Origin of the sequence: Pseudomonas sp. RW3S2 (genome assembly GCF_014268955.1) — a bacterium.
Lineage (GTDB): Bacteria > Pseudomonadota > Gammaproteobacteria > Pseudomonadales > Pseudomonadaceae > Aquipseudomonas > Aquipseudomonas wayambapalatensis.
On record NZ_JABWRM010000001.1, the window covers coordinates 510,339 to 533,910 of the forward strand.

The window sequence follows — 23,572 nt, forward strand, 5'->3', positions numbered from 1 at the left end:
TTCTTTCTGGTCAGATCGCCGTTCGGCGACATTCCACACGAGCCGCGAAATGAATTCGGGCGTGGTGCTCCTTCAAGGCCACCAACGCCCGGATGCGCGGCGCTGGTACTAAATGCAGGCTGCGGGTGCTGTAGAGCGGCGCACTGCAGTCGGGTTCTGAGAGGTCGTAGACATCATGTGTGGTTTCGCGGGGTTGATAACGCCAAGCACAGGCAACTTGGTCGAGCGTGTGGAGCACATGCTGGCGCCGCTTTTTCATCGCGGGCCGGATGACCAAGGTACATGGACGGATGCATCGACCGGCCTGGCGCTTGGCCATCGGAGATTGGCGATTGTCGACCTGTCCGCGCATGGTCACCAACCCATGCATTCCGTCAGTGGGCGATACGTCATCATTTTCAATGGTGAAATCTACAACTTCGCCGACTTGCGCAAGGATATCGAGTCCGCAGGCAGTCATGTCGACTGGCGTGGCCACTCGGACACCGAGGTTTTGCTTGCAGCATTCGAGTTGTGGGGCATCGAGTCTTCGCTTGGTCGAGCGGTTGGCATGTTCGCCATCGCAGTATGGGATAAGCAGAATCAGGTGCTGACCCTGGCCAGGGACAGGATTGGTGAAAAGCCGCTTTACTATGGGCGCATCCATAACGAATTCTATTTCGCTTCCGAATTGAAGGCGATAAGAGCCCAGTGTTCCCAGCACCTCGAGATTGATCGCAATGTGCTCGCCGAATATATGCGCTTTGGCTACATTCCGGCGCCTCATTCGATCTATCAAGGACTTTACAAGCTACAGCCCGGGCACATGCTTGAAGTTACAGCTCAAGGCGTGGCTAATGAGCCACGTGCCTACTGGCAGCTTGACGCCAATGTGGCCCAGGAGACACGAAGAGTATTTGAGCAGGCTAGCGATGATGAGGTACTGAATGAGGTTCATGACCGACTCGCCGCAGCAGTGAAGTTGCAGTCTTTCTCTGATGTCCCTGTCGGTGCGTTTCTGTCGGGCGGCGTCGACTCAAGCCTTGTGGTGTCATTGATGCAAGCCCAGAGCTCCAGCCGGGTTCGCACGTTCACCATTGGTTTCGAGGAAGAAGCGTTCAATGAAGCGCCGTATGCTCGCGACGTCGCTGAGCATCTGGGTACCGACCACACGGAGATGTACGTCAAGGCGCTGGACGCCGCGGCTCTGATTCCGTTGCTGCCCAAGATATACGATGAGCCGTTCGCTGACTCCTCCCAGATCCCCACGACGTTGGTGTCCAAGCTGACCCGTGAACATGTGACGGTAGCATTGACTGGCGATGGTGGAGATGAGCTTTTCGCCGGGTATCCTCGCTATCCGATCACTGCCGGGCTATGGAACAAGGTCAGCAAAATTCCTATGCCGTTGCGCCGCGCCGCTGGTTCGCTACTCGCGATGCCATCGGCGTCGGATTGGGACAAGGTCACGGGTATGTTACCAGCGCGTTATCAGCGCTCGATCAACGGGCGTCGAGTCAACCGTATGGGGCAGTTGATGAAGGCTCGCAGCCTGGGAGAGATGTATATCCGTCTGATGTCTCATTGGCAGCCCGAAGACAATCTGGTCATTGGCGGATCCTGTGGAGGATTCGACAGTTTTCCTGCCTATGACAATGGCAGCATTGCCGCCATGAGGCGCTGGGACGTCAATCAGTATTTGCCGGATGATCTGCTCGTGAAGGTGGATCGGGCTACGATGTATTCAAGCCTGGAGTCCAGAGCGCCGCTGCTCGATCACCGTGTTGCCGAGTTGGCATTCTCACTTCCTGAACATTTCCTTGTGCGTGAGAAGGTCGGAAAGTGGGCGTTACGGAAGGTGCTTGATCGCTATGTGCCCAGGCAGTTGATCGAACGGCCCAAGGCGGGCTTTTCCATCCCGCTTGGGGATTGGCTGCGTGGGCCACTTCGGTCGTGGGCAGAGGACTTGCTGAACCCTTCGCGGCTGGCCAGTGAGGGTTATTTGGACACCGATAAAGTCAGCAGGATGTGGACTGAGCATCTGTTGGGTAAATTCGATCGAAGCGTGAACATCTGGAATGTTCTGATGTTTCAGGCTTGGCTCAGGGAAATACAGCTGCCTCAGCAATTCAAGGCAGCTGACGTTGGTAAGGAAGTATTCAATTGAAGATCGTGATCAATGCCTTTTCTGCCAGATTGGGTGGCGGGCAGACCTATCTGATAAACTTGCTCAAGCATATTCCGCAGCACGATAATCTTCGCATCATCGTGCTGGCCCCGGCCGATCTCAAGCTGCCAGAGCACCCGGCCATCAGTCGCTATGCGCCCAGCTATTCGCTGAACAATCCGTTGGTGCGTACCGCTTGGGAAAAGTTACTGCTGCCGTCCTATCTGCGCAAAGTGAAGGCCGATGTCCTGTTCTGCCCGGGTGGCGTGGTCGCCACCCGGGCGCCAGTGGGTTGCAAAGTGGTGACCATGTTCCGCAACATGATCCCTTTCGATAAACGCGTGCTCGGTTATCTTCCATTCGGCTTGCAGCGCATTCGCAGCTGGCTTTTGTACCACACTATGCTTCGTAGCATGTCGGGTGCAGACCTCACGATCTTCATTTCCGATTTTGCGCGTGGCGTGATCGAGAATCTCACGACTGTTCCGAACGCTGTTACCATCCCTCATGGCATTGGCGAGGAGTTCAGAACCTTCGACAAGCAGTTGCCTCGTCCCGGACGCTTGCCAATCGAGTCTTACATGTTGTACGTGTCCCGTTTCGACGTGTACAAACACCATTACGAAGTCGTGAGTGCCTATGCAAAACTCCCCGCCAAATATCGTGATCGGGTGCATCTGGCCTTGATTGGCGAGTCCGACATGCCCGGTGCAGAGCGGGTGCACGAACTGATCGATAACCTGGGGCTAGGCGAGCGAGTCATCATCTTGGGAGCAGTGCCCTATGCAGAGCTTCCAGCCTACTACCACCATGCCGAACTGGCATTGTTTGCTTCTTCGTGTGAAAACTGCCCGAACATCATGCTGGAAGCGTTGGGTGCCGGACGGCCAGTGCTGTCTTCCGACGTGATGCCGATGCCGGAGTTCGGTGCGCAAGCGGCTGCCTATTTTTCGCCTTTCGATGCCGATGACATCAATCGGGCGATCGTCGCCGTATTGTCGGATTCAGATTACGCCCAACGCCTTGCCGATGCGGCTGCGTTGCAATGCCAGAATTTCAACTGGTCCAAGACGGCAGCCTCGACCTGGGCGGAAATTTTCCAATTGGTGGCACATGCAAAATAATTCCCATGGCCAGCCGTTGAAGGTATTGGTGCTCAGTCAGTACTTCTGGCCCGAGTCATTCATCATCAATGATGTCGTGAGGCTGCTTCACGAGCAGGGTCACGAGGTGGTTGTCGCCACCGGAAAGCCCAATTATCCAGAGGGCCGTTTTTTCCCCGGCTACCGGTTCTGGGGCGTTCAGCACGAACGCTATCTTGAGAAAGTGGATGTGTTTCGTGTGCCTCTCTACGCCAGAGGCGAGGGCGGTGCCAGGAAGCTTGTGCTGAATTACCTGTCATTTGCCTTCATTGGTTTGTTTGCGTTTCCGTTCCTCTTGCGCAAGCGCAGGTTCGACGCGATTTTCGTCTTTGCCCCTTCTCCATTGACGCAGGTTATTCCGGCCATTGCCTTGAAGTACATCAAGCGTGCGCAATTAACGGTCTGGGTGCAGGACCTGTGGCCAGAAAGCTTGGCGGCAACTGGCTACATCAAGAGCCCGCTGGCGCTGAAAGTGGCTGGTTGTTTCGTCAAAGGCATCTACGCCTTCTGTGACAAGCTATTCGTGCAGTCCAAGGCCTTTTTTGATCCGGTAGCGCGTTACGCACGACGTGACAAGATCGTGTGGTACCCCAACAGCATCGATGCCACCGAGGTCGCGCCTACAGCACAAGTGCCTGAAGAGTTGATACGGACGCTAGACGAGCATTTCTGCGTCGTATTCGCTGGCAATCTCGGCACTGCTCAGGCTCTGGATACGGTCGTGGATGCAGCCATCATGCTCAGTGATGAGCCTCAGATTCGCCTGGTCATGGTGGGAAGCGGTAGCAGACTCGGTTGGCTAAAGGAGCAGAAGGCCCTTCATGGGCTGGATAACCTGATTCTGCCTGGCCGTTTCCCGATGGATACAATGCCTCAGGTTTTCGAGCGCGCGGGAGCGTTGCTTGTTACCCTGAACGCCGATGAAATCTTCACCCAGACGATTCCCAGCAAGGTACAGGCTTACCTGGCGGCTGGTCGACCAATCATTGCCTGCTTGGATGGGGAAGGGGCGAGGGTGGTGGTGGACGCAGGGGCTGGCATGAGCACGCCGGCCGAGCAGGCCGAGGCATTGGCGCAAACCATTCGAAGAATGCGTTCAATCGGTGAGGACGAGCGTGAAAAAATGGGACGTGGCGGCAGGGCCTATTTCGACGCTCATTTCGATATGCGTCATCAAGTTGAGTCTCTGGTAAAAATGCTTAAGATGTCCGGTGAACAGGAGTAATTATGCGGGTTTTGGTTCTTGGCGTTACCGGTATGCTGGGCAACGCGGTATTCAAGGTTTTCGACAACGACGATAACCACGAGGTATGGGGCACGCTGCGCAGTGCTTCGGCTCTGACAAGCTTCTCGCAGGCTAGCCTTGACCGCTTGATCACCGGTGTCGACGTGCTCGATGCCCAGGCCTTGATCGCCGTGTTCGAACGCGTGCGTCCCGAAGTCGTCATCAATTGTGTCGGTCTGATCAAGCAATTGGCCGACGCCAAAGACCCTCTCACCGCCTTACCCATCAATTCCTTGTTGCCACACCAGCTTTCACGCCTGTGCGCGCTTGCCAATGCGCGGCTCATTCAGGTCAGTACCGATTGTGTCTTCTCCGGGCGGCAAGGGCACTATCTGGAGAGTGACACCTCTGACGCAGAAGATCTGTACGGCAAGTCCAAGTACATTGGCGAGCTTCATGATGCGCCGCATGCAATCACGCTGCGGACCTCGATCATTGGCCATGAGTTGAGCTCGAGCCAATCACTGGTTGACTGGTTTCTGTCCCAGGAGGGCGAGGTAAGAGGCTTCTCCAAAGCCATCTTCTCCGGGCTGCCGACGGTCGAACTGGCCCGCGTCATAAAAGATTACGTGTTGCCCCGGCCAGCCCTGAGTGGACTGTACCATGTTGCGGCGCAACCGATTTCGAAGCTCGACTTGCTGCAGATCGTGGCGGCGCAGTATGGCAAGGACATCACCATCGTGCCGGATGACAAGCTGGTCATCGATCGATCGCTGGAGGGTGGTCGTTTCCGTGAGGCAACGGGTTACGAAGCTCCGCCATGGCCTGAGCTGATTCGAATCATGTGGGCAGGACGATAGTCGCTGTCCTGCGTAATTTGCTTGGATGCTGCTGTGCCCGTCGACTATCTCCCCAAGCGGCATGGCTCACGTTAATTGGAAAATTCGAACATGTTTGATAATAAAGTCTTGATGATCACTGGTGGTACTGGCTCGTTCGGCAATGCCGTGCTGAAGCGTTTCCTCGATACAAATGTACGAGAGATTCGTATTTTTAGCCGCGATGAGAAAAAGCAGGAGGACATGCGCATCGCGTTCGCCAATGAAAAACTCAAGTTCTATATTGGCGACGTTCGTGACTACGATAGCCTCAGGCATGCTATGGTCGGCGTTGATTACATTTTCCACGCGGCGGCTTTGAAGCAGGTTCCCTCCTGCGAGTTCTACCCGATGGAGGCGGTTCGCACCAACGTGCAGGGCACGGAAAACGTACTTAACGCTGCCATTGCCAGTGGTGTTCAGCGTGTGGTGGTACTGTCGACCGACAAGGCGGTATACCCAATCAATGCCATGGGTATCTCCAAGGCCATGTCGGAAAAATTGATGGTTGCCAAATCGCGCATGATTCCGGTCGGCGGCACGGTAGTCTGCGCCACCCGTTACGGCAACGTCATGGCTTCGCGTGGCTCGGTGATTCCGCTGTTCATCGATCAAATGCGCTCCGGTGAGCCGCTGACCCTGACCGATCCCAACATGACGCGCTTCCTGATGTCGCTGGAAGACTCCGTGGATCTGGTACTGCACGCCTTCGAACATGGCCAGCAGGGAGATCTTTTCGTACAGAAAGCCCCGGCATCGACCGTGGGTGTACTGGCCCAGGCGCTCATCGAGCTCTTCGCTCCCGACAGCAAACTTCGGGTTATCGGTACCCGTCACGGTGAAAAGCTCTACGAGTCGCTGGTCTCGCGTGAAGAGATGGCCAAGGCAGAAGACATGGGGCGCTACTATCGCGTGCCTGCGGATAACCGTGACCTCAACTACAAGAAGTATTTTGTCGAAGGGGAGGAGAAGATCTCCGAACTGGACGACTATACCTCGCACAACACAGAGCGCCTGGATGTCGAAGGCGTGAAGCAGTTGCTCATGAAACTCGACTACATCAAGGAGCAACTGAATGCTTAAAGTCATGACGCTGGTCGGCACCCGCCCAGAACTCATCAAGATGAGCCGGGTCATCGCCGAGCTCGATCGACAGGTCCATCATGTGCTGGTCCATTCTGGACAGAACTACGATTACGAATTGAACCAGGTGTTCTTCGACGACCTCGAAATTCGTAAGCCCGATCATTTCCTGGGCGCTGCTGGCGAAACCGCGGCACAAACCATTGCTGAGGTCATCGCCAAGGCCGACCTAGTGTTTGAACTGGAGAAGCCGGACGCGCTGCTGCTTTATGGGGATACCAACACGTGCCTCTCGGTCATCGCGGCCAAGCGTCGTAAGATTCCTGTATTCCATATGGAAGCGGGCAACCGCTGCTTCGATCAGCGCGTGCCTGAAGAGTTGAACCGCAAGGTGCTCGATCACCTGTCGGACATCAACATGGTGCTGACCGAGCACGCGCGGCGTTACCTGATTGCAGAAGGGATCCGCCCGGAAACCATCATCAAGACCGGCTCGCACATGCATGAGGTGCTCGATCACTACATGCCGAAGATCAAGCGTTCTGATGTACTGGAGCGCAGCGGCCTGGATGCGGGCAAGTTCTTCATCGTCAGCACCCACCGCGAAGAGAACGTCGACAGTCCGGAAAACCTGCGTGACTTGTTGACGACGTTGCGTGCGCTGGTGAGCGAGTACGGCTATCCGGTGATCGTGTCGACTCATCCACGGACTCGCAAGCGCCTAGAAAGCTTGGGCGAAAGCCTGGATGATCCGCTGATCCGTTTCGTGAAGCCCTTTGGCTTGCTCGATTACATCAGTCTGCAGATGTCTGCTTTCTGTGTGCTGTCTGACAGTGGCACCATCACCGAAGAAGCGTCGTTGCTGAACCTGCCTGCGGTGACATTGCGCAACGCGCATGAGCGTCCCGAGGGCATGGACGAGGGCACTCTGATCATGAGTGGTCTGAAAGCGGATTCAGTACTCGCTGCGGTCAAGGTGATCACCAGCCAGCATCAGGGTGAACGTCGCCTTATTCCAGTCGTTGCCGATTATGAGGGGGGGCCGGTATCGCAGCAGGTCGTGCGTGTGGTGTTGAGTTATACCGATTACATCAATCGCACCGTGTGGCGGAAACACTGAATGGGCGGCGTGACAAGGAGTGTCTTCCTTACCGGCGCAACCGGCTTTGTCGGCTCTGCGATTGCGCAACGCCTGGTGAGCGAAGGCTGCGCATTGATCTGTGCGGCACGAGACAAGACCGCCAGCCTGCCGCCCACGGCCCGCGTCGTGAACTGTGCTGACTTCACCGTCAACGATGGTTGGCAGGAGGCACTGGCGGAGGTGGACGTGGTCATTCACTCCGCCGCCCGGGTGCACGTGATGAACGATACCGAATCCGATCCCCTGGCAGCTTTTCGCAAGGTCAACGTCGAAGGCACGCTCAACCTGGCCAGGCAAGCTCTTGCAGCGGGGGTGAGGCGTTTCGTGTTCGTCAGCTCAATCAAGGTCAATGGAGAGGGCACGGAACTTGGGCGTCCTTATCGGGCGGACGACGTACCTGCCCCTGCCGATCCCTATGGCGTGTCGAAAATGGAGGCTGAGCAGGGCCTGCGTGAGCTGGCCGCGCAGAGCGATCTGGAGGTAGTGATCATACGCCCGGTATTGGTGTACGGCCCCGGTGTCAAAGCCAACTTCCTGGCCATGATGCGTTGGTTGGACAAAGGCGTGCCCTTGCCATTCGGTGCCATCGACAACCGTCGCAGCCTGGTTGCACTGGATAATCTCGTGGACCTGGTGCACACGTGCATGACACATGTGGCCGCCTCCAATCAGACATTCCTGGTCAGTGATGGTGAAGATCTGTCGACGACGGCGCTGCTGCGTCGTATGGCTAAGGCGCTGGGCAGGTCGGCGCGTCTGCTGCCGGTTCCCACCTGGGTGCTCGTCACGGGGGCAAGATCGGTGGGCAAGGGCGCCTTGTCGCAACGCCTGTGTGGGTCGTTGCAGGTCGATATCGGCAAGACACGGGAGTTGCTTGGTTGGCAACCACCCGTTTCAGTCGATGCCGCGCTGCGGTCTGCTGCCAAGTACTATCAGGAAAACAACAAGAAATGATGCTTTTGTGGTGTCTTCCAGTGGCGCTGATCATGTCATTGCTGATGACGGCAGCGTTGCGTCGTTACGCGCTGGCGCGCAGTGTCATCGATGTTCCCAATGCGCGCAGCTCTCATACCGTGCCAACGCCTCGAGGCGGCGGTGTCGCCATCGTTCTGACTTTCCTGTTGGCAGTCATTGCGTTGATGTTCTCAGGCGACGAGCAGATCAGGATGCTGACAGCGCTCGTTGGTGGTGGAGCATTGATTGCCATCATCGGTTTCATGGACGATCACGGGCACATTGCCGCAAGGTGGCGCCTGCTGGGGCACTTTGTAGCTGCAATCTGGATGCTGGCGTGGATTGGCGGGTTGCCTCCATTGTCGATGTTCGGGTGGACAGTGGACCTGGGTTGGTTTGGAGGCTTGCTGGCAACTGTCTACTTGGTCTGGTTGCTCAACCTTTACAACTTCATGGATGGTATTGATGGCATCGCCAGTGTTGAAGCCATTACTGCATGCCTCGGGGCCGCTCTTCTTTACTGGCTTGCCGGTTTTAATACAACGGCCCTGTTGCCTCTGCTTCTGGCTGCTGCGGTGGCGGGCTTCCTGTGCTGGAATTTCCCACCGGCAAAGATCTTCATGGGGGATGCGGGCAGTGGCTTTATCGGGATAGTCCTGGGAGGCTTGTCGCTGCAAGCGGCCTGGGTTGCGCCGCAGATGTTCTGGTGCTGGCTGATCCTGCTGGGTGTGTTTATCGTAGACGCCACATACACCCTGATAAGGCGGCTGCTGCGCGGTGATAAGGTCTACGAGGCCCACCGCAGCCACGCTTATCAGTTTGCATCTCGCCAGTATGGCCGGCATTTACCGGTAACCCTGGCGGTCGTCGCGCTCAATGTGTGCTGGTTGCTTCCCGTGGCTTTATGCGTCATGCAGCTTGGCTTGGACGGGGTGTTTGGAGTGGTGATCGCTTATCTTCCCTTGATTGTCCTGGCAGTGCGTTACCGTGCAGGTGATCTGGAAGATCGGCGTTAGAGATTAATTAGGCGATGTGCTATCAGGTGCATGAGGATGCCTAGAGGAGTTATGGATAAGGTGCGTACGAAACTGCTGGGTTTGCCACGTCGCCACAAGCGGCTGCTGCAAGTCATGACCGATATAGTGTTGATATGGGTTGCCTTGTGGCTTGCATTTGCGGTCCGTCTCGGTCTGGATGAGATGGCTAACCCACTCATCGACCACACTTGGCTATTCATCTGTGCGCCAGTTGTATCGATACCGCTGTTCATCCGTTTTGGCCTGTACCGTGCTGTCATGCGCTACTTCGGCAATGATGCATTGATCGCAATCATCAAGGCCGTCACGCTGTCCGCGTTGATCCTTGGGTTCATCATCTATTGGGCGGGCAATCACCAGAACGTCGTGCCGCGTTCGATCACCTTCAACTATTGGTGGTTGAGCCTGATCATGGTTGGCGGGTTGCGCCTGGGAATGCGTCAGTATTTCCTGGGCGACTGGTTTACTGCCGCGGTTCAGCATGTTCCATTCGCCAGCCGTGACGATGGTTTGCCAAAAGTGGCTGTCTACGGTGCAGGTGCGGCCGGTAATCAGCTGGTCGCGGCGCTGCGCATGGACAAGGCCATGCGTCCGGTTGCCTTTATCGATGATGATGCCAGTATCACCGACAGGGTCATTGCCGGGCTCCAGGTGTACCACCCGGAGAGGCTGCAGCGCATGATCGATGTGACCGGGGCTCAAGAGATTCTCTTGGCCATCCCCTCGTCGACACGTACCCGCCGCCGCGAAATACTCAACTTCCTCGAAAATTTCCCGCTGCATGTGCGGAGTGTGCCGGGCTTCATGGACCTCGCCAGTGGCAAGGTCAAGGTTGATGACATCCAGGAAGTCGATATCGCTGATTTGTTAGGGCGCGACGCGGTGCCAGCACAAAATGATCTGCTGGAACACTGTATTGTCGATCAGGTTGTTCTGGTTACCGGCGCAGGTGGGTCAATTGGTTCGGAGCTGTGCCGGCAGATTCTCGGTCAGCTGCCCAAGACGCTGCTGCTTTTCGACCACAGCGAGTTCAACCTCTACAGCATACTTTCGGAGCTGGAGCAGCGCGTAGCTCGCGAGTCGTTACCTATTCGCCTGATTTCAATTCTCGGCTCTGTGCGTAATCAGACGCAGATGCTCGACATCATGAAAACCTGGCGTGTCGATACCGTCTATCATGCTGCCGCCTACAAGCATGTGCCGATGGTCGAACACAATATCACAGAAGGTTTGTTGAACAATGTGATCGGTACGCTGCATACCGCCCAAGCTGCCTTGCAGGCCGGAGTAGCAAACTTCGTTCTGATCTCCACGGACAAAGCAGTACGGCCTACCAACGTGATGGGTAGCACCAAGCGTCTTGCCGAGATGACCTTGCAGGCCCTTAGCCGGGAGCTGGCACCTGTGCTGTTCGGTGATGCCAGCAATGTTTCGCAGGTCAACAAGACCCGCTTCACCATGGTTCGCTTTGGAAATGTTCTCGGTTCATCGGGTTCGGTGATCCCGTTGTTCCATAAACAGATAAAAGCGGGAGGACCGCTGACCGTTACGCATCCAAAGATTACCCGTTATTTCATGACCATTCCTGAAGCTGCGCTGTTAGTGATTCAGGCCGGCTCGATGGGTAAGGGCGGGGATGTATTCGTTCTCGACATGGGCGAGCCAGTACGGATTGTCGAACTGGCCGAAAAGATGATTCATCTCTCCGGCTTCAGTGTTCGCTCTGAGCGTAACCCCACCGGTGATATTGCCATTGAGTTTACCGGGTTGCGTCCTGGCGAGAAGCTTTATGAGGAATTGCTGATCGGCGACAATGTGATCGCTACACGGCATCCTATGATCATGAGTGCAAACGAGGATTTCATTCCATGGGACTCGCTCAAAACAGCCTTGGACCAATTGCTTGATGCTGCGGCTGGCGACGATTTTGTGCGTGTGCGCCAGCTGCTGCGCGAAACGGTAATCGGCTATGCACCTGAAGGTGAAATCGTCGACTGGATTTACCAGCAGCGCCGACTAGAGCCTTGATGCTCTCAAGGCTGGTGCTGGCGATCGCTCCTGCATTGCCTCTCTTCCGGGCCCGTCGACCTGCCCGCAGGCGTTGTGAAGAGCGGTTGTTGTTTTGTCGACATTGAGAATTGAATCGTGATGTTGCGCCAGGCCGTATTGTGGACGCGGGTCTGCAGCGTGGCAGGCCTCTGATTGTGAGCAGCTTTCGGTTGAGGTGGTGGGACGCGGCTATGCCTGGCTGGATACCGGTACCTACGATTCTCTGCTTGAGGCCAGTGGCTACATTGCAACTATCGAGCGCCGCCATGGGCTCAAGGTCGCGTGCCCGGAGGAGGTTGCCTACCTTCATTGCTGGATCGACTCCGAACAACTGGCAAAGTTGGCGACACCGCTTACCAAGAATGGCTATGGGCAATACCTGCAACGTGTTCTGCGCGACACGATCTTCTGAGCTTGGAGGTTATCTGCACGCCTGTTGTGGGATGTTTTACCCAGCAGGCGTGCAACATGCTGTGACGTCTAATCCGGTTACCATTTCCTGGGGGATCGGGCTGGGCGGATGACCTGTGAACCGCTAATTTGAGGTGGCAGCCGAGGAAACCGCTGCCCAAAAACGCAATTCACAGGAGTGACGCCATGCGTAATACCGTACTCAATTATCTGCTGCTGCCGCTGCTCGCGGGCTTCTCGTTTTCCGTTAGTGCTGCGTCGGCCACCACAAGCGTTCCGAAGGAGCCAGTACCGTTGGCGAGTCAGGTGCAGGGCTCCATGGCGTATCTGAACCTGAATACGGCCGATGCAGTGACTCTGCAGAAGGAATTGAACGGGATCGGCAAGGCCAAGGCCGAGGCGATCGTAGCGTACCGTGAGGCGAATGGTCCCTTCGCTTCCGTGGACGAACTGCTGGAGATCAAAGGGATCGGCAGTGCCTTGCTGGAACGTAATCGGGGCAAGCTGATGGTCGAGTAAGCCCTATCGGCCGGGGCAGCATGTCTGTCCCGGCTTTTGTTCGTCGTCCATCAACGGTCTTTAGCGTCCTTGGCGTCAGCCTCGGCATTGCGCTCATGCACCTTGCGCAACTGCTCTTCCGTCAACGGCAACTTCTTCGCCGTATCCCGCAGCATCATCAACCCGCCGACGATGGAGCCAAGGGCTATGATCAATATCAGCCAGGCATACCAAGGCATTGTTGTTCTCCCGTAGGTACTTGTACGATTTTGGAGCGATTGGCCATCCTATTGGTTCAATTATAGGAGTGCAGCCCAGCCGGGCCAATTCTGATGTCCCACGGCCCCCAAACCCCCGGCCACTTCGTTTACAATGCGCGCCGTTTACGACTTGCCAAGAGACCTGACCATGTCCGCCTGCCAGACGCCCCTGATCGTCGCCCTCGATTTCCCTACCCGTGAGGCCGCCCTGAAGCTGGCTGACCAGCTCGATCCGGCGCTGTGCCGGGTCAAGGTCGGCAAGGAGCTGTTCACCAGCAGCGCCTCGGGCATCGTCGAGACCCTCTGCGCCAAGGGCTTCGAAGTATTCCTCGACCTGAAATTCCATGACATCCCCAACACCACGGCAATGGCGGTCAAGGCTGCCGCGGAGATGGGCGTGTGGATGGTCAACGTGCACTGCTCCGGCGGCCTGCGCATGATGTCGGCCTGCCGTGAAGAGTTGGCCAAGCGCAGCGGGCCGCAGCCGCTGCTGATCGGCGTCACCGTGCTGACCAGCATGGAGCGCGAGGACCTGGCAGGTATCGGCCTGGATATCGATCCACAGGAGCAGGTGTTGCGTCTGGCGGCGTTGGCGCAGAAGGCCGGTATGGATGGCCTGGTGTGCTCGGCGCTGGAAGCGCCGGCATTGAAAGCTGCGCATCCGGCGCTGCAATTGGTGACTCCGGGTATTCGGCCGGCGGGCAGCGCCCAGGATGACCAGCGCCGTATCCTTACGCCGCGCCAGGCGCTGGATGCTGGCTCCGACTACCTGGTAATCGGCCGCCCGATCAGCCAAGCGGCGGATCCGGCAAAGGCGCTGGCGTCGGTGGTGGCCGAGATTCGCGGTTGATTCGATCCAGGGGCTGCTATGCAGCCCATCGCTGTACAAGGCCGCTCCCGCACGGAGCGGCTAGCTGTATCCGTTTTAGACTTTCAGCACCAGCTTGCCGAAGTTTTCCCCGCTGAACAGCTTGAGCAGCGTTTCCGGGAAGGTTTCCAGCCCGTCCACAACATCTTCCTTGCTCTTGACCTTGCCACTGGCCAGCCAGCCAGCCATTTCCTGCGCAGCCTTGCCGTACTCCTTGACGTGGTCCATCACCACGAAGCCTTCCATGCGCGCGCGGTTCACCAGCAGCGACAGGTAGTTGGCTGGCCCTTTCACCGCCTCCTTGTTGTTGTACTGGCTGATGGCGCCGCAGATCACTACCCGGGCCTTGAAATTCAGGCGGCTCAACACCGCGTCGAGGATGTCGCCACCGACGTTGTCGAAATACACATCCACGCCTTTGGGGCATTCGCGCTTGAGGCCGGCGAGCACGTCTTCGGCCTTGTAGTCGATGACACCATCGAATCCCAGTTCATCCTTGAGGTACTGGCATTTCTGCGTGCCGCCGGCGATCCCCACGACGTGGCAGCCCTTGAGCTTGGCAATCTGCCCGGCGATGCTGCCAACCGCGCCGGCAGCGCCGGAAATGACAACGGTTTCGCCGGCCTTGGGCTGGCCGACGTCGAGCAGGGCGAAGTAGGCGGTCATGCCGGTCATGCCCAGCGCAGACAAATAGCGGGGCAGGGGGGCCAGGCGCGGGTCGATCTTGTGCAGGCCCTGGGGCGTGCCGGTGAAGTAGTCCTGTACGCCAAGGGCGCCGCTGACATGGTCGCCGGGCTTGTAGTCCGGATGTTTGGAGGCGACGACTTCGCCGACGCCCAGCGCGCGCATCACCTCACCCAGGCCCACCGGCGGGATGTAGGACTTGCCTTCGTTCATCCAGCCACGCATGGCGGGGTCCAGCGACAGGTAGAGGTTGCGCACCTGGATCTGGCCGTCGGCAGGTTCGGCGGCGGGGCCCTGCTGGTAGTCGAAATCTTCGCGGCGCACGGCACCGACGGGGCGTTTGGCGAGCAGGAAGCGGCGGTTGGTCTGGGTCATGGTATCTCTCCCTGTAGATGGCAAAGCCTGTTGATAGACCGTCGAGCCTGGCCAGGCAAGGTTGACCGGGTTGGCGAATGCCCGGTAATCCACCTCGATGATCTGGCCGACAGCGCACAATCACTGCAAACGATGGTAGTCCAACCGTGCTCCTGATGATGCTGCCCAGCCGGGCGGTGCTCTGACTAGACTCGGTCTCTACTCGATCTCTGTGAAACAGGAGCCTGTGATGAGCATGACTTTTTCTGGCCAGGTCGCCCTGGTCACCGGCGGTGCGGCAGGTATCGGCCGAGCCACGGCCCAGGCATTTGCCGCCGAGGGGTTGAAGGTGGTGGTGGCTGACCTCGACGTGGCCGGTGGCGAGGCAACCGTCGCACTGATTCGCGAAGCCGGTGGTGACGCGCTGTTCGTGGCCTGCGACGTGACCCGCGACAGCGATGTGCGCCAGCTGCACGAGAAGATCATCGACGTCTATGGCCGCCTGGACTACGCGTACAACAACGCCGGAATCGAGATCGAGAAGGGGCGTCTGGCCGAGGGGAGCGAGGCCGAGTTCGACGCGATCATGGGTGTCAACGTCAAAGGCGTCTGGTTGTGCATGAAATACCAGTTGCCGCTGCTGCTTGCCCAGGGCGGTGGCGCGATCGTCAACACCGCGTCGGTGGCCGGGCTGGGCGCAGCACCCAAGATGAGCATCTATGCTGCGTCCAAGCACGCGGTGATCGGCCTGACCAAGTCGGCGGCCATCGAGTATGCGAAGAAGGGGATTCGGGTCAACGCGGTGTGCCCGGCAGTGATCGACACCGACATGTTCCGCCGCGCCTACGAGGCCGATCCGCGCAAGGCCGAGTTCGCCGCAGCGATGCACCCGGTCGGGCGCATCGGCAAGGTCGAGGAGATCGCCAGCGCAGTGCTTTATCTGTGCAGCGATGGGGCGAAGTTCACCACCGGCCATAGCCTGACCGTGGATGGCGGTGCCACGGCCATCTGATCGAGACGCGTGCCGAGATCAGCAACGCCAGCGCCACCGCGACGCAGGCCAGCAGCAGGGCTGCGCCGAACAGCATCAGCGCCATGCGCGAGCCGAGGCGATCACTGATCAGGCCGGTGAAGATCACCGGTAGGCTGAAACCCAGGTAGGCGAGCAGGAAAAAACCGGCGCTGGCGCGGGTCTTCTGGTTCCCTGCGAGAGTGTTTACCGCCGCCAGCCCACCAAGATAGATGAAGCCATAGCAGGCGCTGCTGGCGGCCACTGCGCCTGCCAGTACCGCTGCCAGCCTGCCGTTTTCGGCACCCCAGGCCAACAGGGCGTAGCTCAGTGGCAGGATCGCCAGGCCGAGCAGCGTGGCGCGCACGCTTGCCAGGCGCCGAGCCAGCGGCTGGAACAGCAGGCCGCAACTGATTACGCAGAAGGTGGAAAAGCCCGACCACTCGCTCAGCCCGTGCTGGCGCAGTACACCTGGCAGCAGCGCGATGACCAGCCCGGTGCTGGCCCAGGCCAGCAGGATCGCCAGGCCGAAAGGCAGGCTGCCGGGTGGATAGCAGGGCAGGCGCAGCATGGCGCTGCGTTGTGTCGGACCGCGGTCAGGCAGGCGCCACACCAGCAATAGGGCGACGGCGGCCAGCAGCAGTTGCAGGTAGAAGCTACCCGGGCTCAGGCTCGGGCCACGCAACAGGAACAGACTGGTCAGTGCCGCACCCAGCCCGAAGCCCAACGAGGTGCTGGCGGTTACCCAGTTGGCAGCCCGGGTACTGTCAGCGGCGCCCAGCAGTTCACCCATGTAGGCGGTCGCGGTGGTCGTCGCCAAGGCCGTACCGACGCCCATCAGCAGGCGGGTCATGGCGAGGGTTTCGAGGCCGGGTGCGAGCAGGACGAGGGTTGTGGCCAGCATCGACAGTAGCAATGCGGCCATGATCAGGGGGCGGCGGCCGACCCGGTCCGCCAAGCCACCGAAGGCCAGCAGCACGGGAAGCACACCCAGTACATAGCTGGAGAATGCCAGGGCAGTGGCAGCGGCGCCGTATCCGGACAGGTCGGCGTAGGTGGTGTAGAGCGGTGCCTGCAGATTCACGGCGAGGGTGATCAGGCACAGGGCGAAGGCCAGGCGGGCGGGCATGGAGAGTCCATAGGCAAGAGGGTGGTGCAGCCACATTGGCGTGATCACGATGCAGCGACAAGGCACACATTTACGCGATTTATGCTTAACTGTTCCCTTGAAAACAACAAACACTTCACCATGCACATTCCTCTGGATCGCCTCAGCCGCACACCTCTGGTGCGACAACTTACCGAGCATCTGCAAGCCTGGATCGAGACACAGCGCCTGCGCCCCGGTGCGCGGCTGCCGTCGATTCGCACCTTGGCCAGCACTCTAGACGTCAGCCAATCCTGTGTGATCGACGCTTATGACCGTCTGGTAGCCATTGGCTGGCTCGAGGCGCGCCACGGCACCGGCTTCTTCGTCGCCGAGCGCAAGCCGGGGGTGGCCCAGGAGGATGCCATGGCCTGGGGCGATGCCATCGATGGCAGTTGGCGGCAGTTCAGCGACGGCCACGATGCCATGCTCAAGCTCGGTTGTGGCTGGCTGCCCACCGCCTGGCATGCGCGTGAGGCCCTGGCCCAGGCGATACGTCTGGTCAGCCGTGGCGACCCCGAAGACCTGTTCCGCTATTGCTCGCCGCTGGGGTTGGCCAGCCTGCGCCAGCAGTTGCACAAGCGCCTGTCGCAGCTGGATATCCCCACCGCTCCTGAACGCATTCTCACCACGCAAGGCGGCAGCCATGGCCTTGACCTGCTGGTGCGGACCCTGCTCAAGCCCGGCGATACGGTGGTGGTCGAAAGCCCCGGCTACTACAACCTGTTCACCCTGCTGCGTCAGCATCAAGTGCACATGCTGCCGTTGCCGCGCACGCCTTCGGGCCCTGATGTGCAGGCGCTCGAGCGGTTGCTGGTCGAGCATCGCCCGCGTTGCCTGTTCGTCAACAGTCTGTACCAGAACCCGACTGGCACCAGCCTCAGCCCCAAGACCGCCTACCGCTTGCTGGAGCTGGCGCGCGAGCATGACCTGCGGATCGTCGAGGATGACATCTACGCAGACTTCCAGGACGGCCCGGCCACGCGGCTGGCGACGCTGGACAGCGAACAGCGGGTGATCTACCTGGGCAGCTTTTCCAAGACCCTGAGCAGTGCCCTGCGAGTCGGTTACATCGCCGCCGACGCCGAGTTGATCGGCCAACTGGCGCAGTTGAAGATGGTGACCGGCATCGGGACTTCACGCTTCGTCGAGCAAGTGGTCGGGCAGATGCTAGCCAACGGCAGCTACCGCAAGAGCGTGCAGCGTTTGCGGCTGCGCCTGGCCCAGCACATGGCCAAGTTGCTGGGGCAACTGGAAGCGTTCGGGTGGGAGGTGTTCTGCGAGCCCTATGGCGGCATGTTCGTCTGGGCGCGGGTGCCGGGCCGGGATTTCGCCTGGCTCGATCGCCTGGCGCTGGAGCATTCGGTGCTGCTGACCCCGGGCAGCGCTTTCGATCATCTGGGCGCCGACAGCGACTGGCTGCGCATCAATGTCGCGTACGGGCAGGACATCCGCGCCCAGGCCTTCTTCTCACATGCAGGGCGACCTGCAGATAGCTGAAAACGACAGGGGCATAGCTATTTGACACCATTCTGACGTCAAGCCCTTGTGAGCCGGCCGGCACGGTTGTCACTCTTGGTATTCGGGAACACCTGAATGGGCAAGGGGGAGCGGCGATGGGGGCGACCAAGCGCGGTAGTCTGTCCAATCTGGGCATGGCACGTAAACTCGGCCTGGGCTTCGCCCTGGTGCTGCTGTTGACCCTGGCGGTGGCGGCCATCGGAGTGTACGCCCTGAACAATGTCGGCCAGCGCTTCGATGGGCTGCGCCAGATGGGCGAGGTCAATACCGACCTGCTGCGCCTGCGCCAGCATGAGCAGGCCTTCGCCCTGCGTTCCGACATCAAGGAGGCCGAGGCGCTGCGTGCGGGCTTGCAGACGTTGCTCGAGCGCGTACGTGGCCTGCCGGCACTGGCGGCGAGCGAGGCGGATCTCAATGCCTATGGCCAGGCCTTCGATGCCTTTGTCGAGGCCGTGCAGGCCAAGGAGCTGGCGCTGGATACGGCTGGCTGGTCGGTTTCCAGCGTCGCCAACAATCTCGATGTGCTGCAGGCCGGGCTGGCGGACGATGGCGCCTACACCCTCAAGCAGTCTCAGGGCCAGCAGGGCAGCGAGTTTCTCGATCAGGCCGCGCAGGTGGCCCAGGTCTCGCGCCTGATGCTGCAGGCGATGGACGAGGCGCGGGTGCGTCTGGAGCAGGGGCGCAAGGGGGAAGAGGCGGTGTCCGCCGGGCGCATCGCACAGACGGTCGAGGCGGCGAATCTGGTCGATCAGCTCAAGACCTCCGTCACCGATTCCGGTTACCAGAGCGTGCTGGGTGAAGTGGCCGGGCATATCGCCACCTTCTCCGACAAACTCAACGAATACACCGATGAACTGGCCAAGGAGCAGGGCACCAAGACCCAGTTGCAGGCCAGCGCCGAACAGGTCACCAGCCGGGTTGACCAGGCCTACGCGGCGCAGCAGGAAGCCATGCGCCAGGAGCTGCTGCACAACGCGCTGGCCATCGCCATCGCCACGGCCCTGGCGTTGCTGGTGGGCATCGTTGCCGCCTGGCTGATCACGCGCGCCGTGGTGGGGCCGCTCAAACGGGTGATCGACAGCGCCCAGCGCATCGCGGCCGGCGATCTGGTGGTCGAGGCGCAAGTGGCGGGGCGCGATGAGGTGGGGCAACTCACCCTGGCCATGCAGCAGATGGCCGCGGGGCTGTCAGGTATCGTCAGCGGATTGCAGCAGGGCATCGAACAATTGGCCGGCAACGCCCAGGCGCTGTCGGCGGTGACCGAGCAGACCAACCGCGAGGTGGGCAGCCAGAAGGAGGAGACCGAACAGGTCGCCACCGCGATGCAGCAGATGACCGCGACCGTGCACGATGTGGCGCGCAATGCCGAGGAGGCAGCGCAGGCGGCACAGGATGCCGACGACAAGGTCGAGTCCGGTCAGCAGGTGGTGCGCCAGAGCATGCAGCGCATCGAACAGCTGGCCGAGGCTGCGGAAACCGCCAGCGCCGGCATCGACAGCCTGAGTGCCGAGATCCACACCATCGGCGATGTACTGGAAGTGATCAAGAGCGTCGCCGAGCAGACCAACCTGCTGGCGCTCAACGCGGCGATCGAGGCCGCGCGCGCCGGTGAGCAGGGCCGTGGTTTTGCTGTGGTGGCTGATGAAGTGCGGGCCTTGGCGCGGCGTACCCGGCAGTCGACCGAGGAGATCGAGCGCCTGGTGGCCAGCCTGCGCGGCAATGCCCAGCAGTCGGTGGCGCAGATTCGTGGCAGTACCGAGCTGGTGCGCATGGCCGTGGCCGATGCGCTGCATACCGAAAGCGCCCTGGGCAGCATCGCCTCGGCGGTGTCGCTGATCCAGCAGATGAACCAGCAGATCGCTGCGGCAGCGGAGCAGCAGAGCTCGGTGGCCGAGGAGATCAGCCGCAGCGTCACACAGATTCGCGGCAGTGCGGATCAGGCGGCGTTGGCGATGCAGGACAATGCGCGGTCGAGTGTGGAGCTGGCGCAGTTGGGAGATGAGTTGAAAGGGATGGTGGGGCATTTCCGCTTGGGATGAGGCTGGCCTCTTCGCGGGCAAGCCCGCTCCCACAGGTACGGCGCAGCCTTCAATACTGCTGGACCTCTGTAGGAGCGGCGGTTCGCCGCTGCGACTTGCCCGCGAAGAGGTCGGTACAGGCAACCAATAACCTTTACCCCTTGCGCGGACTCAGTATCAGCAAGGTAATCACCCCCGCCACGATCCCCCAGAACGCCGAGCCGATCGAGAACAGTGTCAGCCCCGAAGCCGTCACCATGAAGGTGATCAGCGCCGCCTCACGCTCCCGTGCCTCGCTCATCGCCACGGTCAACCCGTTCATGATCGAGCCGAACAGCGCCAGCGCCGCGATCGACAGCACCAGCTCCTTTGGCAGCGCCGCGAACAGCGCGGCCAAGGTCGCGCCGAACACCCCGGCGATGCCATAGAAGATTCCACACCAGAGCGCCGCAGTATAGCGCTTGGCCGGGTCTTCATGGGCATGCGGGCCGGTGCAGATCGCCGCGCTGATGGCTGCCAGGTTGACCCCGTGCGAACCGAAGGGTGCCAGCAGCAGCGAGGTGAAACCGGTCGCCGAGATCAGCGGCGAGGCCGGCACCTGGTAGCCGTCGGCGCGCAGCACGGCAACGCCGGGCATGTTCTGCGAGGTCATCGCCACCACGAACAGCGGGATGCCGATGCTGATGGTCGCTGCCAACGAGAAGCTCGGCGTGGTCCAGACCGGTTTTGCCACCTCCAGATTGAAGTGGCTGAAGTCCAGCAGCCCCAGCATGCCGGACAGCGTCGTGCCGACCACCAGCGCGGCCAGCACGCAATAGCGCGGCGACAGGCGCTTGACCAGCAGGTAGCTGAAGAACATGCCCAGTACCAGCAGAGTGCGATGCTGGGCGGCGACGAAGATTTCGCTGCCGATCTTGAACAGGATCCCAGCCAGCAAGGCCGACGCCAGCGACGCCGGAATACGCCGCACCAGGCGCTCGAAACTGCCGGTCAAGCCGCAGACCAGCACCAGCACGGCGCAGGTGATGTAAGCGCCGATGGCTTCGCCATAGCTGACACCGCCAAGGCTGGTGATCAGCAACGCTGCGCCCGGCGTCGACCAGGCCACGGTGATCGGGGTGCGGTAGCGCAGTGACAGGCCGATGCTGCACACCGCCATGCCGATCGACAGGGCCCATATCCACGAGGAAATCTGCGCGGTGGTCAACCCGGCGGCCTGGCCAGCCTGGAACATCAGCACCAGGGAGCTGGTATAACCGGTCAGCATGGCGATGAAACCGGCGACCACCGCCGATGGGGCGCTGTCCGCCAGTGGGCGCAGACGCGTGGAAGTGGCGTCGGTCATGGGGCATTCCTTGTTCATGTAAGCAGTTTTTTCAGATTAACGCGGGCGAATCGGAAGCTTGCCATACAGCAGTCATTGCTTTTAGCCGTACAGTCCCCAACTATTGGGCGCTGACCTGCAACTGCACAGGAGGGGAGGGGCGATGTACAAGGTTTATGGGGATTACCAGTCGGGCAACTGCTACAAGATCAAGTTGATGCTGAATCTTCTGGGGCGCCCCTATGAGTGGCACTCGGTGGACATTCTCAAAGGCGAAACCGAGACCCCCGAGTTTCTGGCCAGAAACCCCAATGGCAAGGTACCGGTGCTGGAGCTCGAAGACGGTACTTGCCTGTGGGAATCCAACGCGATCCTCAACTTCCTCGCCGATGGCAGCGAGTTCCTGCCGGCCGAGCCGCGCTTGCGCACCCAGGTGCTGCAATGGCAGTTCTTCGAGCAGTACAGCCATGAGCCTTACATCGCCGTGGCGCGCTTCATCCAGTTCTACCTGGGGTTGCCGGACGAGCGCCTTGAGGAATATCGCAAGTTGCACAAGGGTGGCTACAAGGCCCTCAAGGTGATGGAGCGTCAGTTGCAGATGACGCCGTACCTGGTGGGCGAGCACTATTCGATCGCTGATGTCGCGTTGTATGCCTACACCCATGTGGCGCAGCAGGGTGGGTTCGACCTGGCCGAGTATCCGGGGGTGAGGGCCTGGCTGGAGCGGGTGGCCAGCCATCCGCGGCATGTGCCGATGGTGGATTGATCGGCCTGGCAGCGGCGCAGCCCTTGTGGCGGCCGCTGCAGGCCAGGCTCAGACCGACCCGAAGCGCTTTTCCAGATAGCCGATGATGTCCTTGGATTCATACATCCAGGTCACCTTGCCGTCCTCTTCGATACGCAGGCACGGCACCTTTACCCGGCCGCCGCCTTCCTGCAGCGCCTGGCGGTGTTGCGGGTCGCTCTTCGCATCGCGCAGTGCCACCGGCACGTTGAGGCGGTGCAGGGCACGGCGGGTCTTGACGCAGAACGGGCAGGCGTGGAACTGGTACAGCGCCAGCCCCTTGGCCTGCTGCTCGACCTGGGCCTGGGCGGCGGCGTCGCGCTTGCGCTTGGCCGGGCGGCTGATCCAGTCGCCGAACACGATGAGCTGGCCGAGGCCGACCCGCAGGGCTTTGACGATCATGGGCAACTCCTGATCTGTGGGGCACAACGGAAAATAAAAAGCCGACCCCGAGGGGTCGGCTTCGCGCAGAGTCCGATCACTTGATCAGGCTGAGGAATTCACTGCGGGTGGCGGCGTTCTCGCGGAACTCGCCAAGCATCACCGAAGTGATCATGCTCGAGTTCTGTTTCTCGACGCCGCGCATCATCATGCACATGTGCTTGGCTTCGATGACCACCGCAACGCCTGCGGCGCCGGTAACCTTCTCCACGGCCTCGGCGATCTGGCGGCTGAGGTTTTCCTGGATCTGCAGGCGACGTGCGTACATGTCGACGATCCGTGCCACCTTGGACAGCCCCAGCACCTTGCCCTTGGGCAGGTAGGCCACATGGGCCTTGCCGATGAACGGCAGCATGTGGTGTTCGCACATCGAATAGAGCTCGATGTCCCGGACCAGCACCATCTCGCTGTTGTCCGAAGTGAACAGCGCACCGTTGGTGACTTCTTCCAGGGTTTGTTCATAACCGCGGCAAAGGTACTTCATGGCCTTTGCGGCCCGCTTGGGCGTGTCGAGCAGGCCCTCACGGGAGACGTCCTCGCCGATCTGGCTGAGGATCTCGGTGTAGTTCTGTTCCAGGGACATGGATCTACCTGTGGG

At 60.0% G+C, this 23,572-nt stretch carries 21 protein-coding genes and 1 pseudogene; 16 read left to right on the forward strand and 6 right to left on the reverse strand.

Annotation, left to right across the window (positions count from 1 at the left end; translation table 11 throughout):
* The first annotated feature begins 175 nt into the window (after window positions 1-175).
* The 11 genes and pseudogenes from asnB (at window position 176) to HU748_RS02410 (ending at window position 12,585) form a co-directional block, all read left to right on the forward strand.
* Window positions 176-2,146: an asparagine synthase (glutamine-hydrolyzing) gene (asnB, locus tag HU748_RS02360; protein WP_186719047.1), complete on the forward strand. Its 1,971-nt coding sequence runs from the start codon at window positions 176-178 to the stop codon at window positions 2,144-2,146.
* A 5-nt stretch (window positions 2,147-2,151) separates the two neighbouring features.
* Entirely contained in the window at window positions 2,152-3,270 is a 1,119-nt protein-coding gene (locus HU748_RS02365) for a glycosyltransferase family 1 protein (RefSeq protein WP_346655453.1), read from the forward strand.
* Window positions 3,260-4,513, forward strand: a complete 1,254-nt coding sequence (locus HU748_RS02370) for a glycosyltransferase family 4 protein (RefSeq protein WP_346655451.1) — start codon at window positions 3,260-3,262, stop codon at window positions 4,511-4,513. The genes HU748_RS02365 and HU748_RS02370 overlap by 11 nt, the downstream gene beginning before the upstream one ends.
* 2 nt (window positions 4,514-4,515) lie before the next feature.
* Window positions 4,516-5,373 (forward strand): SDR family oxidoreductase, encoded by an 858-nt coding sequence (locus tag HU748_RS02375; protein WP_186719049.1) that lies wholly within the window; start codon window positions 4,516-4,518, stop codon window positions 5,371-5,373.
* 90 nt (window positions 5,374-5,463) lie between these two features.
* Window positions 5,464-6,474, forward strand: coding sequence for a polysaccharide biosynthesis protein (locus tag HU748_RS02380; RefSeq protein ID WP_186719051.1), 1,011 nt, complete (start codon window positions 5,464-5,466; stop codon window positions 6,472-6,474).
* Window positions 6,467-7,594 (forward strand): UDP-N-acetylglucosamine 2-epimerase (non-hydrolyzing), encoded by a 1,128-nt coding sequence (gene wecB / locus HU748_RS02385; RefSeq protein WP_186719053.1) that lies wholly within the window; start codon window positions 6,467-6,469, stop codon window positions 7,592-7,594. Before HU748_RS02380 ends, wecB begins: the two co-directional genes overlap by 8 nt.
* Window positions 7,595-7,603: 9 nt before the next feature.
* Entirely contained in the window at window positions 7,604-8,569 is a 966-nt protein-coding gene (locus HU748_RS02390; protein WP_186719107.1) for an NAD-dependent epimerase/dehydratase family protein, read from the forward strand.
* Window positions 8,566-9,585, forward strand: a complete 1,020-nt coding sequence (locus HU748_RS02395) for a glycosyltransferase family 4 protein (RefSeq protein WP_186719055.1) — start codon at window positions 8,566-8,568, stop codon at window positions 9,583-9,585. Before HU748_RS02390 ends, HU748_RS02395 begins: the two co-directional genes overlap by 4 nt.
* Before the next feature lie 51 nt (window positions 9,586-9,636).
* Window positions 9,637-11,634 (forward strand): nucleoside-diphosphate sugar epimerase/dehydratase, encoded by a 1,998-nt coding sequence (locus HU748_RS02400; RefSeq protein WP_186719056.1) that lies wholly within the window; start codon window positions 9,637-9,639, stop codon window positions 11,632-11,634.
* A 181-nt stretch (window positions 11,635-11,815) separates the two neighbouring features.
* A pseudogene (locus HU748_RS02405) lies at window positions 11,816-12,067 on the forward strand (glucose-1-phosphate thymidylyltransferase); the annotation flags it as partial.
* 185 nt (window positions 12,068-12,252) lie between these two features.
* The gene (locus HU748_RS02410) at window positions 12,253-12,585 is read left to right on the forward strand and encodes a helix-hairpin-helix domain-containing protein (RefSeq protein WP_186719057.1); all 333 of its coding nucleotides are present in this window, start codon (window positions 12,253-12,255) and stop codon (window positions 12,583-12,585) included.
* A gap of 50 nt (window positions 12,586-12,635) precedes the next feature.
* Here the strand turns inward: HU748_RS02410 and HU748_RS02415 are convergent, their stop codons facing one another.
* A complete protein-coding gene (locus tag HU748_RS02415; RefSeq protein ID WP_186719058.1) occupies window positions 12,636-12,803 on the reverse strand; it encodes a DUF2897 family protein in 168 nt (55 codons plus the stop codon).
* A 169-nt stretch (window positions 12,804-12,972) separates the two neighbouring features.
* On the opposite strand from HU748_RS02415, the gene pyrF reads away from it, so the two are divergent.
* Window positions 12,973-13,674, forward strand: a complete 702-nt coding sequence (gene pyrF, locus HU748_RS02420; RefSeq protein ID WP_063545755.1) for an orotidine-5'-phosphate decarboxylase — start codon at window positions 12,973-12,975, stop codon at window positions 13,672-13,674.
* 75 nt (window positions 13,675-13,749) lie between these two features.
* Here the strand turns inward: pyrF and HU748_RS02425 are convergent, their stop codons facing one another.
* Complete coding sequence (locus HU748_RS02425; RefSeq protein ID WP_186719059.1) at window positions 13,750-14,751, reverse strand: NADP-dependent oxidoreductase; 1,002 nt, start codon at window positions 14,749-14,751, stop codon at window positions 13,750-13,752.
* 229 nt (window positions 14,752-14,980) lie between these two features.
* On the opposite strand from HU748_RS02425, the gene HU748_RS02430 reads away from it, so the two are divergent.
* Window positions 14,981-15,742: an SDR family oxidoreductase gene (locus tag HU748_RS02430; protein ID WP_063545753.1), complete on the forward strand. Its 762-nt coding sequence runs from the start codon at window positions 14,981-14,983 to the stop codon at window positions 15,740-15,742.
* Here the strand turns inward: HU748_RS02430 and HU748_RS02435 are convergent.
* Complete coding sequence (locus HU748_RS02435; RefSeq protein ID WP_186719060.1) at window positions 15,693-16,868, reverse strand: MFS transporter; 1,176 nt, start codon at window positions 16,866-16,868, stop codon at window positions 15,693-15,695. The two genes, HU748_RS02430 and HU748_RS02435, sit on opposite strands and share 50 nt — an antisense overlap.
* 120 nt (window positions 16,869-16,988) lie before the next feature.
* Here HU748_RS02435 and HU748_RS02440 point away from each other — a divergent pair, with 120 nt between their 5' ends.
* A complete protein-coding gene (locus HU748_RS02440; protein ID WP_186719061.1) occupies window positions 16,989-18,386 on the forward strand; it encodes a PLP-dependent aminotransferase family protein in 1,398 nt (465 codons plus the stop codon).
* 116 nt (window positions 18,387-18,502) lie between these two features.
* On the forward strand, window positions 18,503-20,446 hold the full coding sequence (locus HU748_RS02445; RefSeq protein ID WP_186666570.1) for a methyl-accepting chemotaxis protein: 1,944 nt from the start codon (window positions 18,503-18,505) through the stop codon (window positions 20,444-20,446).
* A 133-nt stretch (window positions 20,447-20,579) separates the two neighbouring features.
* On the opposite strand, the gene HU748_RS02450 is transcribed toward HU748_RS02445, so the two are convergent.
* A complete protein-coding gene (locus HU748_RS02450) occupies window positions 20,580-21,770 on the reverse strand; it encodes a benzoate/H(+) symporter BenE family transporter (protein WP_186719062.1) in 1,191 nt (396 codons plus the stop codon).
* Window positions 21,771-21,912: 142 nt separating this feature from the next.
* On the opposite strand from HU748_RS02450, the gene HU748_RS02455 reads away from it, so the two are divergent.
* Window positions 21,913-22,515 (forward strand): glutathione S-transferase family protein, encoded by a 603-nt coding sequence (locus tag HU748_RS02455; RefSeq protein ID WP_186719063.1) that lies wholly within the window; start codon window positions 21,913-21,915, stop codon window positions 22,513-22,515.
* Between the two features lie 48 nt (window positions 22,516-22,563).
* Here the strand turns inward: HU748_RS02455 and HU748_RS02460 are convergent, their stop codons facing one another.
* Complete coding sequence (locus HU748_RS02460) at window positions 22,564-22,935, reverse strand: glutaredoxin (protein ID WP_186719065.1); 372 nt, start codon at window positions 22,933-22,935, stop codon at window positions 22,564-22,566.
* Between the two features lie 76 nt (window positions 22,936-23,011).
* The gene (folE, locus tag HU748_RS02465; protein ID WP_054891992.1) at window positions 23,012-23,557 is read right to left on the reverse strand and encodes a GTP cyclohydrolase I FolE; all 546 of its coding nucleotides are present in this window, start codon (window positions 23,555-23,557) and stop codon (window positions 23,012-23,014) included.
* Between the last annotated feature and the right edge of the window lie 15 nt (window positions 23,558-23,572).